This is a genomic window from Streptomyces sp. NPDC031210, from assembly GCF_055570395.1.
The window spans coordinates 291,618-304,479 of sequence record NZ_JBVIHH010000005.1 but is presented as its reverse complement, the minus strand read 5'-3'; the positions used below and the strand labels follow the sequence as shown (position 1 = coordinate 304,479).

At 70.5% G+C, this 12,862-nt stretch carries 10 protein-coding genes, 1 tRNA gene and 1 pseudogene; 10 read left to right on the top strand and 2 right to left on the bottom strand.

From position 1 onward, the window contains the following. Positions 1-67 precede the first annotated feature (67 nt). Positions 68-634 (top strand): annotated as a pseudogene (locus ACZ45Z_RS12700) (tyrosine-type recombinase/integrase); the annotation flags it as partial. A gap of 119 nt (positions 635-753) precedes the next feature. On the opposite strand, the gene ACZ45Z_RS12695 reads toward ACZ45Z_RS12700, so the two are convergent. After that, positions 754-829 (bottom strand) — tRNA-Arg (locus ACZ45Z_RS12695). An 814-nt stretch (positions 830-1,643) separates the two neighbouring features. Between ACZ45Z_RS12695 and ACZ45Z_RS12690 the strand changes: the two genes are divergently transcribed. Then, the gene (locus tag ACZ45Z_RS12690) at positions 1,644-1,796 is read left to right on the top strand and encodes a hypothetical protein (RefSeq protein ID WP_468360541.1); all 153 of its coding nucleotides are present in this window, start codon (positions 1,644-1,646) and stop codon (positions 1,794-1,796) included. A 10-nt stretch (positions 1,797-1,806) separates the two neighbouring features. On the opposite strand, the gene ACZ45Z_RS12685 is transcribed toward ACZ45Z_RS12690, so the two are convergent. Next, positions 1,807-4,908: an AfsR/SARP family transcriptional regulator gene (locus ACZ45Z_RS12685; protein ID WP_468360538.1), complete on the bottom strand. Its 3,102-nt coding sequence runs from the start codon at positions 4,906-4,908 to the stop codon at positions 1,807-1,809. Positions 4,909-5,160: 252 nt separating this feature from the next. Here ACZ45Z_RS12685 and ACZ45Z_RS12680 point away from each other — a divergent pair, with 252 nt between their 5' ends. Genes ACZ45Z_RS12680 through ACZ45Z_RS12645 form a run of 8 tightly spaced genes read left to right on the top strand, consistent with a single transcriptional unit; the run spans position 5,161 to position 12,853 of the window. Next, positions 5,161-5,355, top strand: coding sequence for a lysine biosynthesis protein LysW (locus ACZ45Z_RS12680; RefSeq protein ID WP_468360535.1), 195 nt, complete (start codon positions 5,161-5,163; stop codon positions 5,353-5,355). Beyond that, entirely contained in the window at positions 5,352-6,221 is an 870-nt protein-coding gene (locus ACZ45Z_RS12675; protein ID WP_468360532.1) for a RimK family alpha-L-glutamate ligase, read from the top strand. Before ACZ45Z_RS12680 ends, ACZ45Z_RS12675 begins: the two co-directional genes overlap by 4 nt. A 14-nt stretch (positions 6,222-6,235) precedes the next feature. Then, entirely contained in the window at positions 6,236-6,865 is a 630-nt protein-coding gene (locus ACZ45Z_RS12670) for a DegT/DnrJ/EryC1/StrS family aminotransferase (protein ID WP_468360528.1), read from the top strand. Beyond that, positions 6,862-8,181 carry a DegT/DnrJ/EryC1/StrS aminotransferase family protein gene (locus tag ACZ45Z_RS12665; RefSeq protein WP_468360525.1) on the top strand — a complete coding sequence of 440 codons (1,320 nt, stop codon included), beginning with the start codon at positions 6,862-6,864 and terminating at the stop codon, positions 8,179-8,181. The genes ACZ45Z_RS12670 and ACZ45Z_RS12665 overlap by 4 nt, the downstream gene beginning before the upstream one ends. Then, positions 8,174-9,241: an N-acetyl-gamma-glutamyl-phosphate reductase gene (argC, locus tag ACZ45Z_RS12660; RefSeq protein ID WP_468360522.1), complete on the top strand. Its 1,068-nt coding sequence runs from the start codon at positions 8,174-8,176 to the stop codon at positions 9,239-9,241. Before ACZ45Z_RS12665 ends, argC begins: the two co-directional genes overlap by 8 nt. Continuing rightward, a complete protein-coding gene (locus tag ACZ45Z_RS12655) occupies positions 9,238-11,094 on the top strand; it encodes a M20/M25/M40 family metallo-hydrolase (protein WP_468360519.1) in 1,857 nt (618 codons plus the stop codon). Before argC ends, ACZ45Z_RS12655 begins: the two co-directional genes overlap by 4 nt. After that, positions 11,091-11,909, top strand: a complete 819-nt coding sequence (locus tag ACZ45Z_RS12650; RefSeq protein WP_468360516.1) for a thiamine pyrophosphate-dependent enzyme — start codon at positions 11,091-11,093, stop codon at positions 11,907-11,909. The genes ACZ45Z_RS12655 and ACZ45Z_RS12650 overlap by 4 nt, the downstream gene beginning before the upstream one ends. Beyond that, positions 11,906-12,853 carry a transketolase family protein gene (locus tag ACZ45Z_RS12645; RefSeq protein WP_468360513.1) on the top strand — a complete coding sequence of 316 codons (948 nt, stop codon included), beginning with the start codon at positions 11,906-11,908 and terminating at the stop codon, positions 12,851-12,853. The genes ACZ45Z_RS12650 and ACZ45Z_RS12645 overlap by 4 nt, the downstream gene beginning before the upstream one ends. Positions 12,854-12,862 lie beyond the last annotated feature (9 nt).

Genomic DNA, 12,862 nt, shown 5'->3' with positions numbered 1-12,862 from the left:
GGGCCGTACGCTGGCCGGCAAGTCGGGCAGGCTTTGCCCCTGCCCGGAATTTGAACGAGTGGCCCGCTGGTCCCTCGACGAAACGGTGGATTTCCTTGCCGCCGCCCGCAAGGACCCGCTGTACGCGTCCTTCGTCCTCGCCATCGCCATGGGCCTCCGTCGGGGCGAGATCGTCGGCCTCCGGTGGCTCGACATCGACCTGGACAAGCGCGTGCTCTACATCCGCCAGCAGACTCAGCGTCGGCGCGGCGTCCTCTACAACGACGATCCCAAAGGGTGCCGTCGTCGGGCCGTGCCGCTCCCAGCGATGTGCATCGCGCCGCTTCGCTGGCACCGGACGCAGCAGGCCGCCGCCAAGCAGCGTGCGGGGGAGTCGTGGGATGACGGCGGCTATGTCTTCGCCACACGCAACGGCCGACCGGTCGAGCCTCGCAACGTGTACCGCTCCTTCACTCGCGTTGCCGAATCCTCCGGCCTCCGGGTGCTCCGGTTGCACGACGCCCGGCACGGCTGCGCGACGTTGCTCACTGCTGCCGGGGTGGCTCCCCGTGTCGTGATGGAGATCCTCGGGCACAGCCAGATCAGCATCACCATGGACGTGTACACGCACGTCGTCCAGGACACCCAGCGCTAGGCGATCAGTCACATGGACCGGCTGCTCAAGAGGTCTCCCGGCCCTCAGTGACCGTGCCCGTTGATGTCAGGCGTAGATGTCAAAGACCCCCAGCCATGATCGGCTGGGGGTCTTTGCGCTGGTGCCCCCGGCAGGATTCGAACCTGCGACACCCGCTTTAGGAGAGCGGTGCTCTATCCCCTGAGCTACGGAGGCGGGGCCTTGCGTGAAACGTGGATGAATGCGCTGAGTGATGATTCATCGGTCCCTGGCAAGGGAGCGGACCGCCGTGAGCGGCGGTCCCAGACAGGGTAGCGGATGGGGCTGGGGTGTGGTTGGCCCCCCGGGGCAGTTCATGATCGCGATGTCACTCGTCGGTCGCCGCTCAGGTCTGCTGTCTCGGTGTGGGCGTCGGAGTGGGTGGGTCTTCTTGGTGGCGGGCTGCGGTGGTGGCGTTCTGGGCGAGGCGAGGAGGAAGCCGAGGACGGCGAGTCTTTGGGCTTCGGCGCCGAAGGTGATCGTGCGGCGGTTGCGCAGGGGGGTCGAGGTGGGAGAAGCCGATCAGGACCGGAGCGGTACCTCGATCGGCGGGTTGCCATCGCTGTCGCCATCGCCATCGCCATCGCCATCGCCATAGCCGTCGCCATCGCTGTCGCCGTAGCCGTAGCCGTCGCCATCTCCAGGGTCTCGTGGGCGAGCGGGCACGCCATTCGATGCCTGAGTGGATCGGCAAGGGGCCGAATCGGATGAGTAGTGGCTGACGTCAGCATTCCGGCAGTCGAGTTCGAGTTCGAGCTCGGGGGCGGGGGCGGGGTCGGCGATCGCGGGGGCGAGGTGGCGGCGTTCTTGGCCGGAGGGTCGGGCGTTGCCGGCAACGGGTTGAGCAGGTCCGGTGTGTGCGTGTCCACTGCGCGGGGCTCTCGGTTCCCGGTCCGGGTGGTGGCGCTGGTATCCGGACGGAACAGAAACGGTCTTTTGTTCCACGACGATCTGTTCCGTTCGAGAGGATCATGCACATCAAGGGGGAAACATGCGTAGGAAGCTGACCGGCCTGATCGGCATTGTCGCCTTGGCCGTTGCCTTCGGGACCGGAGCGATCGTGCACAACTTTGAGGCCGACGGGATGGGGAAGGGTGTGCGCGTTCTGGCCACCAATGAGGGGCCGGGTTCTGGCCACCAGTGAGGGGTTCGGACTACTGACCCGCGCCCTGCGCCTGTGTGCTGCCGCAGAAAGAACCAAGAGTGCAGCACACAGGCACCCGGCCGGGCGAGCCGAGGACGGCTCGGGGGATGTTCATAGCGGCGAACAGTTCCTCGGCGCCGCGCATGTGCTCCTGGGCGACTTCATGCTTTCCCAGCGACTTCTCGGCTTTTGCCATGCCGTGCAGTCCGTGCGCCATACCCATGCGGTATCCGATACCCAGCGCCCTCTGGTGGGCACTTCGGTGCAGGTCGAGCGCCTTCTCGTGGTTCCCTCCGCACTGGTGGACCAGTCCTGCGATGTTCTCGACCTCGCACTGCCACGTCACCGTGCCCAGAGGGCCGACGAGCGCGAGTGCTTGATCGATGTACGTCATCACCTCGTCGCCCTGTCCGTTCCGTTGGTGGAGAACGGCTCGTAGGGCCAGGGACATGGCGCGGTTCCTGGGCATCACGGAGTCTTCGCCGAGCGCCAGGGCCCGGTCGAGGTACGTCTGTGCCGACGCGTCGTCGCCTCCGTCCAGGTGCGCTATGACCAGGTCGTTGAGGGCGGCTACTTCGTGCTCCCGCTCCCCGACTTCCTGGCAGAGCATGACGGCCCGTTCGGCGGCGGCGATCGCTTCCGCGGTCCGGCCCTGCCACAGGTGCAGCGTGCTGAGATTGCACAGCGCGATGGATTCCCGTCTGAGGGTTCCGAACTCGCGGTGAAGCGCAATTCCCCGCGACAGGAGGTCGTATCCCTCAGAAAGGCTGCCGAGCACGATGTGTGCCCAGCCGAGCAGGTCCAGGAAGGCCGCCTCGCTGACGGGATCCCGGTACGACCGGGCGACCCGCAGACCCTCTTCCGCGGCCTCCGTCGCCAACCGGAACTCTCCGAGTATCTGGTGAGCCGAGGCCAGGTTGGCCAGGCTCAGACACAGGGCTTGGGTGTCCGCCGCCCGGCGGGCCGCGGCCACCGCGACCTCCGCCAGCTCCCGGAAGTCCTGGATGGCTCCCTGCGCATGCAGGTGGAGCACCGTATTTCTGGCCAGGTAGCTGGCCAAGCGGTGAAAGTCGTGTTTCTGTCCCAGTCGGACGGTGGCCTGAAGGCCCCTGCTCTCCCGGTCATACCACTGGCGGGCGCTTAGCGCGTCGCCGAACGCGGGCAGCCCCGGCGCGTTGCCGGTCGGAGCGGACGGACACTGGCGCAGTCCGGGAAACAGGATCCGGCACGCCTCATTGGTGGCGCCCAGGTAGTAGTTCATCAGCCGGCCGACCGCTGTGTCCTTGTCGTGCCGCACGGAATCGTCCCAGAGGCTGCGGGCGAAGCTGCGGATGAGGTCGTGGAAGGAGTACCGCCCCGCCTCGTGCTGCTGCAGGAGTTGCGAGTCGAGCAGGTCTTCCAGCATTTGCTCCGCGTCTTTGGGCGTCATGTCCGTGAGAGCCGCGGCCGCGTGAGGGTCGAAGTTCGGACCGGGGTGTACTCCGAGGAGCATGAACGCCCGGCGGTGCTCCTCGCCCAGGGCCTCGTAGGAGAGCTGGATGGTCGTGGCGACGCTGCGTTCGGTGGAGCGGAGCTCGGTGAGCAGCGCACCCTCCTCGCGGAGCCGGTCGACGAAGTACTGCAGCGTCCAACGGGGGCGATTGTGGAGCCTGGCCGTGGCGATGCGCAGGGCGAGCGGCAGATGCCCGCAGAGAGTGGCCAGTGACTTGGCGGCTTCGGGGTCGGCGGCCACGCGTTCCTCGCCGAGGGTGCGGGCGAGCAGCGCCGCGCTGTCCTGCGGCGCCAGCGTTCCCAGGGATATCCAGTGGGCCCCGTCGAGGTCGAGCAGCCGGCAACGGCTGGCCACGAGGACCAGGCACTCGGAGGTGACGGGCAGGAGCGGGCGTATCTGAGCGGCCTCGGCCGCGTTGTCGAGGACGAGGAGCAGTCGCCGCGTGGCCGAGGCGGCCTGCCACATCGCGAGACGGCTCTCGGTGTCATCGGGGACGGCGCTGTCGGGTGTCCCCAGGGCGCGCAGCAGTATGCGCGCCGCCTCCTCGGGCGCAAGAGGGTGTTCCCCCGGAGTGAAGCCGCGCAGATCGATGTAGAGCTGCCCGTCCGGATACGAGGCGGCCAAGCGGTGGGCCGCACGCACGATGAGGGTGGTCTTGCCGGCGCCGCCCATCCCGTCAACGGCGACGATCCGCACCCCTTCGCCCGCCTGTCCCCGGTCGAGCAGGTACCGGAGTTCCAGGTGACGGCCGGTGAAGTCCGGTAGTTCGTACGGCAGGGTGCACGGGGCGCTCTCGGCGGCTCGCGCTGCCTCGGACGGTCGGAGGGAGGGGGCCGACGGCGCTTGTGCGGGCGTGTCCAGTTCGGGGCTGGCCCGAAGGATCTTCTCGAACAGGCCGGCCAGGTCCGGACAGGGGCTGATCCCGAGCTCTTCCGCCAGCAAGTCCCGCACGGCGGCGTACTCGTGGAGCGCCTCGGCCTGGCGACCGGCACGGTACAGAGCGAGCATGAGCTGGGCGCGCAGCCCCTCGCGCAGCGGATAGGCGTCGACGAACTCGCGCATTTCGCTGACGATGTCGCTGTCCTCGCCCAGTTGGAGTCTGAGCGCGAATAACTCCTCCACCGCGGCCAGTCGCCGTTCCTCCAGGACGGTGGACGCGGCGTCGAGGACCGGCCCGCCCGTCCCGTTCAACACCGGGCCCCGCCACAGCGCGAGGGCCTTCCGCAGCTCGGCGACCGCCCCGCTGAGGTCTCCCTCGGAGCGGTCGGACGCGGCCATCTGGACATGGCGCGAGAAGAGGTGCAGGTCGACCTGGAGCGGGCCCACGGACACGCGGTACCCGGCGTCCTCGGTCACGATCAGCGCCGGACCGTCGGGTATGCGCCGCCGGAGGTCGGCAATGGCTTTGCGGACCTGCTGCTTGGCGGTATCGGGTCCGGATTCTCCCCAGGCCGTCTCGATGAGGCGCTCGATGGACACCGTCCGCCCGGACTCCAGGAGCAGGGACGTCAGAATGCGCTCCTGAAGCGGCCCGCCGAGCTTGATCCGATGCCCGTCGGCCAGGCATTCCAGGGATCCGAGAACGTTGAATCGCAGACCGCGATTTTCTGTGGTCGTCAAAGTGCACCCCCCATGTGCTGCCTGGAAAGTAGCAGTTCGAGGTGACTACCGCAGCGAGCGGTACCGGACCGGTAGGTGAGTGGTATCACCGCCCGGCAGGCTCCTTACAGCCACCGAAAGTGGCGCTCCTCCGTGCACCCCGAGGCATCCACCGGTGCCGGAGGCGGCGGATCCGGAAATGCGCTCGGGCCGAAATCCCGGCGCGAGTAACGGCGCGGCAAATCGTGCGGCGCCATTCCAGCTAAAGGAGTCATGACCATGACACTCGCGACCACTGTCGCCAGTTGTCTCGTATGCGACACCGCATTCGAGGTGCGCGAGGACTGGGAAAAGGGCGAGATCACCGAGTGCGGGGCCTGCGGCCAGGAACACGAGGTCGTCGAGAAGTCCGCGACGGGCATACGCCTGGACCTCGCCCCTGAGGTGGAAGAGGACTGGGGCGAGTGACAACCTCCGACCAGGTCCTGCTCTCGGTCACGATGCTGCGCCCGGAGGAGAAGCTGCTCCTCGGCGCACTGCGTGACGAGGGCCTGACGGCGCGACCGCTGCTCATGGAGGATCTGGCCGAGATCGTGGCGGGCCACACCGGCCCGCCCGCTCTCGCCCTGATCAGGAACCTTTCCCACCGGGATGCGATCAGCGTCTCCCGCCGCCTGGAACACGCCGGAGTCCCCACCCTCAACCGCGCGGCGACGATCGAGACGTGCAACGACAAGGGCCTGCAGTCGTTGCTCTTCGCGCAGCACGGAATTCCGCACCCTGACACCAGGCACGCCTTCAGCCTCGATCAGGTCCGCAAGACCGTCGCCGACATGGGCATGCCCGCCGTGGTCAAGCCCGTCAGCGGTTCCTGGGGACGGGGCGTCAGCAAGATGACCCACTCCGACTGCGTGGAGGCGTGGGCCGCGGGCCGCGAGTCCGCCGATGCCATGGGAAAGCAGTTCCCCGTCGTCGTGCAGGAGTACGTCGACAAGCCCGGCCACGATCTCAGGGTGGTGGTCGTCGGGCGGACTCCCGTGGTGGCCATCCAGCGGGTGTCGGACGACTGGCGCACCAATACCCACCTGGGCGCCGAGGTCCGGCGCGTCGAGGTCACCGCGGAGATGGAGAAGCTCTGCGGCCAGGTCGTCGACGCCCTCGGCCCCGGCTTCTACGGGGTGGACCTGGTCGAGGACCGGTCCGCGGGCGAGCTGCTCGTCCTCGAAGTCAACGCCAATCCCGAATTCGCCCGTTCCTCCGCCCAGCACGGAGTGAACGTGGCCGGCCACCTCGCCGCCTACGTAGCGGAGACCCTCACGGCCTCAGCCGTGTGACACGGAGAAGATCCATGGAACTGTTCGACACCGCAACGGTGCTCGCCCGCGTCCTCACCACCGGCGTGGTCATGAGCATCGAGAAGAGTGACCGGGAACTGCCCGGCCTTGAACGACTGCTGACCAAGCAGTCCGGACGCGCCCGGGCCGTCCTCGTCAACAGCCGTACCGCCGCGATCCACGCGGCGCTCGCCGGCCAGGGCATCGGGCACGGCGACACCGTCGCCGTCCCCGAGCCGGACGCGGCAACCGGCCGCTTCCTGAGCTGGCTCGGCGTCAGTGTCGAGGACCGGGGGCCGGCCGCGTACGACCACGTGTCGCTGGACTCCGCGAACGCCGATCGGCTGGGCGAGCTGACCCGGTCCGCCACCGCCCCCGCCCTTGTCGTGGACCTCACCGGACTCGGCTTCGGGCCGGCCGCCGCCGTCCTCACCGACGACGACACGGTCTGGGCCCGTGCCGAGCGACTGAAGATCTTCGGCGCCCACGACCTGCGCACGATGTGGACGCAGGAAGAGGCCGACGCCTCCCTGGTGCCCGGGGTCCAGTTCAACTACCGGCTCAGTCCCCTCGTGGCCGCCTGCGTGCGGATGGCCCTGACCCAGGCGGTACGTCCCGCCACTCCCACCGGAGCACGCTCATGATCACTGATTTCCCGGCAGCCCCGCTGCCCCTGCCCGACCCCGCCGAACTCACCCGCGAACTCGCCGCCCTCGGCGGCGAGGCCGTGATTCCCAAGGCGTCGCGTCGCACCCTCTTCCCGGTCATCACCAAGGAAGACGTCTTCAACCTGATGCTCGCCCAGCGGCAGACGCCCGAGAAGGTCGTCGCCGACTTCGCCGAGGCGTACCGCTCCTACGTCGGTGCGGCACACGCGCTGCCCACGGCCAGCGGCACCTCCAGCCTGCACATGGCCCTCGTCGGCGCCGGTGTGCGGCCCGGCGACGAGGTCATCGTGCCGGCGTTCACCTTCATCGCGACCGCGCAGGCCGTCGTCGCCGCGCACGCGATCCCTGTGTTCGTCGACATCGACCCCCTCACCTACTGCATGGACCCCAAGGCCGCGGCCGCCGCGATCACCGACCGCACCCGCGCGCTCATGCCGGTCCACGTGCACGGACTGCCCGCCGATGTGTCCGCCCTGCGCACCCTCGCCGACCGGCACGGCATCGCCCTGGTCGAGGACGCCTCGCACGCCCACTCCGCGAAGGTCGGTCAGCAGGTGGCCGGCTCCATCGGAGACGCCGCGGGCCAGAGCCTGATGGCCGACAAGAACTTCCCGCTCGGCGGCGAGGGCGGCATCGCGTTCTTCGCCACCGAGGAGAGCTACGACCGGGCCCTGGCCTACCTGGAGCGGCACGGCATCGACTACGGCATGTCGTGGGTCGCGGCGGCCTTCGGCGCCAGCCAGCTCCAGCGGCTGCCGTACTACGACGAGATCCGGGCACGCAATGCCGCGCTGCTCGGCGAGGCCCTGAGCGAGACCGGCCTGTTCACCCCGCCGCACGTACCCAGCGGACACGTCCACGCGTACAACATGTACCGCACCACCCTGCACCCCGAGGCCGTGGGCCTGGACGACATACCGGTGTTCGCGGTCAAGGAGGCCGTGCACGAGCTCCTGGTCGCCGAGGGCGTCCCGGCCCGCGAGTGGCAGAACACCCCGATTCCGTGCCACCTGCCCTTCCAGCACCGGGACGGCTTCGGAAGCGGCTACCCGTTCACCCTCAACCCCGGTGCCGTGCGCGACCACCGGCCCGAGGACTTCCCGGTCACGCTCGGCATGCTCGACAGCACCCTCGTCCTCTGCCGTGAGCTGCGCTCCCCGGTGGAGTACGAGCGGATCCTGCGCTACGCCGACGCCTTCCGGAAGGTCGCGCGTCGTCCGGACGCCATTCGCAAGCTCGTCGAGAGCCGCGACTACCGTCGTCCCTACGACAAGGCGGCCCGCCTTGGCTGAGGCAGCGCACGAGAAGCTCCGCGTCGCCGTCCTCGGCGCCAGCGGCTACACCGGCGGCGAGGTGATCAGGCTTCTCCTGGAGCACCCGCGGGTGGAACTCGCCTTCCTGTCGGCGGAGCGCGCCGCGGGCACCGCCGTCGGCACCAGCCACCCCTGGCTGCGCAACCACCCCAAGGCGGCCGGCCTCACCTTCCGGCCGCTGGCCGAGCTCGCGGACACCGACACCGTCGATGTCGCCTTCGGCTGCCTGCCCACCGGCACGCTGCCCGAGCGGCTGCCGCTGGTCGCCGACCGGGCCAAGCGCGTGCTGAACCTGGGCGGTGACTTCCGGCTACGCGACGAGAAGGAGGTCGGCAAGCACTACCCGGGGACGGCGTCCCACCCGCCGCTGGAGGATTTCGCCTATTACGTACCGGAGTTGAGCCCCGGAATCCCCGAAAGCCGGTTCGTCAGCCTGCCCGGCTGCATGGCCGTCACCACGGTCTACGCCCTGTACCCGCTGTTCGCCGGCGCCGGTCCGCTGGTCGCCGATCGGGTGGTGGTCGACGCCAAGACCGGGTCCACCGGCGGCGGTCGCGGGAGCGGCGAGCCGCCGGCCGAACGCAGCGGCAACTTCCGGGTGCACAAGCTGCACGGCCACCGGCACGCGCCGGAGGTCCAGCAGGCCCTCGCCGACTTCACGGGCGCCGCCGTCGATCTGCGGTTCTCCACGCACAGCCTGGATGTGGCGCGCGGCATCATGGTGACCGCCTACTCCGAGCTGCGGCCCGGAGTCACCGCCCTCGACGTCAAGCGCGCCTACGCCAAGGCGTACGTCGGCAAGCCGTTCGTGCGGGTCCGCCCGGCGCCCAAGGCGCCGCAGGACTTCCCCATGCTCAAGGCCGTCACCGGCTCCAACGTCGCCGAGGTGGCGGTCGCCGTCCGCGACGGCCAGTGCGTCACGGTGGCCGCCCTCGACAACCTGATCAAGGGCGCGGCAGGCCAGGCCATCCAGGCCATGAACCTCATCCACGGCTTCGACGAGGCGGCCGGGCTGCCGATCACGGCGGTGTCACCATGACCCGACCGCTGTACGTCATCAAGGTCGGCAGTGCGACGCTCGACCGCGAGGCCATCCACAAGGAGATCGCCGACGTCGCCGCCCGCGGCGCCCGAGTGCTCCTGGTGGCGGGCGGGGCCACGGGAATCGAACGCCACTACGCGGCCGTCGACCGCCCGATCCCCACGCTCCGGCTGACCAACGGCGACGTGGTGCGCTACTGCCCGCCGAAGGAGATGGACCACCTCGTCGACGCCTATGAGCGGGTCACCCTGCCCGCCGTGGAACGCGACCTGCGGGCTCTGGGCCTGAGGGCGTTCACGGCCGTCGCCGCGCGCGGCGGCCTGGTCGCCGGCCGGGCCAACCGCCCGCTGAAGGCGCTGTCCGCCGAGGGCCGCCCCGTCGTGGTCCGGGACCACCGGGCGGGCGTACCCGCCGACGTCGACAGCGAGGCGCTCAATGCCCTGCTCGACGCGTACGACGTGGTCTGCCTGTCCCCACCGGTCGCCGACCGGGACGGCGGCGCTCCCCTGAACGTGGACGCCGACGTACTGGCCGCGGTGCTCGCGGTCGCTCTGGACGCCGACCACCTCCGGCTGGTCACCGGCACCGCGGGACTGCTGACCGACCCGGACGCCCCGGACTCGACGCTGCGCGACGCCTACCCGGGCGACGGGGCGCGGTACGCCGGCGGGCGCATGCGCCAGAAGGTGCGCGCGGCCGAAATCGCCCTGGAGGGCAGCAGCGCCGACGTGGCCATCACCGGCCCGCACACCATGAGCGAGGCGTCCGGGTGGACCCGGTTCTGGCGTACCCGTGGGCCCGCCGACGACCTCGACCTGCTCACTCGCGCGGTCTGTGTGCCGTCGGTCTCCGGCGACGAGGCGGAACTCGCCTCCTGTCTCGTCGAGTGGTGCCGCGAGCGGGGCATCGAGGCCCACGTCGACCCGGCGGGCAACCTCGTCGCGTCCCGGGGCACCGGTTCCCGGCGGCTCCTGCTCCTGGGCCACCTCGACACGGTCCCACACCGCTGGCCCGCCGAGTGGCGTGACGGTGAGCTGTGGGGGCGCGGCAGCGTCGACGCCAAGGGCAGCCTCGCCGCGTTCCTCGAGGTGCTGGCGGACGCGGCGATCCCCGGGGACGGCCGACTGGTCGTGGTCGGCGCGGTCGAGGAAGAGATCTCCTCCTCGAAGGGGGCGTTCCACGTACGGGACCACTATCCGGCCGACGCGGTCGTCATCGGCGAGCCCAGCGGCTCGGGCAAGCTGACCCTCGGCTACTTCGGGCTCTTCAAACTGGCGGTGACCGCCTCGGTGCCGACCGGCCACTCGGCCGGCATGGACGCGGTGTCGGCCCCGGACCGCCTGATCCGCGCCCTCGGAGAGATCCGCGCGTCGGTCCTCCCGCACGCGCCCGAGGCGCTCAGCGCGGTCATCGACATCCGCTGCGAGCGCGGCCGGGAGCGCGACCGGGCACACGGAATCCTCAACTTCCGGGTGCCGCCGGGAGCCGACCTGGAGGCGCTGCGCACCGCCGCGCTCCGGCACGTCGGCGACGGCGTCGAGATCGAGGCGCTGCGCGCCACTCCGGGCCACAAGGGCGGCCGGTCGGGCCCCCTGGCCAAGGTCTTCACCCGGGCCTTCGCCGAGGCCGGGGTCAGGCCCCGCTTCGTGGTGAAGAAGGGGACGTCGGACATGAACACCCTGGCGACCACCTGGCACGACGTGCCGATGGTGGCGTACGGGCCGGGCGACTCCGCCCTCGACCACACCGACGAGGAGCGCATCGGCGGCGAGGAATACCGCGCCGCCCGCGCGCTGCTCGCCGACGCGGTGAACCGATGGTTCGCCCTTCCGGAAGGGAGCCGACGATGACCGCCGTGCTCGACATTCCCACGGGCGCCGAGGCACTCGCGTCCACCCTGGCCGAACGGGCCCTGGAGGCCCGGCGGCTGGTCGTCGACATGGCGGCGTCCGAGCGCGGCTGCCATCTGGGCGGCAGCCTGTCGGTGCTCGACATCCTGATCGCCGCCCTGCACCGGACCTTGGCCGCGGACGGCACGGAGGTCGTGCTGAGCAAGGGGCACGCCGCCGCCGGCCTGTATGCCGCGCTGCACGTCAGCGGCATGCTGCCGGAGAACCCCGCGCCGCTGTACGGCCAGGCGGGCCGGCCCTACACCGGCCATCCGGGCCCCAAGGTGCCCGGCGTCCGGTTCCCCACCGGGAGCCTCGGTCACGGCGTCCCGTACGCGGCGGGCTGGGCCCTGGCCCGCCGGATCGGCGGACAGAGCGGTCTGGGCATAGCCGTCGCAGGCGACGGTGAGCTTCAGGAGGGGCTGGTCTGGGAGTCCTGCCAGGTGGCCGCGGCACAGGAACTGGGCAACTTCGTGCTGGTCGTGGACCGCAACGGCGGGCAGAACGACGGGCTTGTCGCGGACATCTCGCCGCTGCCGCACCTCACCGAGCGGTTCGCCGCCTTCGGGTTCGAGGTCGCGGAGGTCGACGGGCACGATCCGGCCGCCCTGGCCGAGCTGTTCGCCAGGGACCGGTCGGCCGCGCGCCGCCCCCTCGCCGTCGTCGCCCACACCGTCAAGGGCAAGGGCGTGCCGGCCGTGGAGGGCAAGGCGGGTTCTCACTACGTGACCATCGACGCCGCGCGCGCCGCGAAGTGGAAGCGAGCGATCCGATGACTCTCTCCGGCCGTGACGCCTACCGCGACGAGCTGACCGCCCTCGCCGCCGAGGACGCCTCCCTCGTCTGCCTGGAGGCGGACCTGGGCGGCAAGAAACATCCCTTCCAGACCGCGCACCCGGACCGGTTCTTCAACCTGGGCATCGCCGAGGGCGCCATGGTCGACATGGCGGCGGGACTGGCCGCCGGTGGCTACAAGCCCTTCGTCAGCACCTTCGCCCCCTTCGCGGCGCTGCGGGCCGCGGAGAGCCTGAAGCTGACGCTGGGCTACCTGAACGCCGGGGTCACCGTCGTGGCACCGTACGCGGGCGTGTCCGGTGCCTGGTTCGGCACCACCCACCACTGCCTGGAGGACCTCGCGGTGCTCCGCAGCTTTCCCGGCGTGACCATCGCGGCCCCCTACGGCGAGGCCGAGATGCGTGCGGTCGTCCGGTCCGCGGCACGGAGCGGCAGACCGCACTACATCCGCACCGGCCGGAACGCCGCGTACGAGTCGCTCGACCTGCCCGGCGTCGAACTCCCCCTGGTCAACTGGGAGTTCCAGGCGGACCCCGATGACGTCTGCCTGGTGTCGGTGGGCGAGGAGGGCACCCGCCTGTCGCTGGCCGCCCGCGCCGCCACCGGGGTCTCCCACGCGCACCTGGTCCACCTGGACCACGCGCACCTGGCCGAAGCGGCCACGGAGCTGGCAGGCCGGCACACCCGGTTCGTCGTCGTCGAGGAACACCGCGGCCAGGGCGGAGTGGCCGAAGCGCTCGCACTGCTGCTGCCCCGGTGCGAGGTGGTGGGTGTGAACGCGGGCCACGACTGGCCCGCCGAGGGCGGCGACCACCACGAGGTCATGGCCCGCCTCGGCTTCGATCTGCCCGCGGTGCTGTCCGCGGTGGACCGGATGCGCACCGGCGCCTCGGGTCCGGTACTCGCGGGCGGCGGCGTCCGCTGACCCTCACCC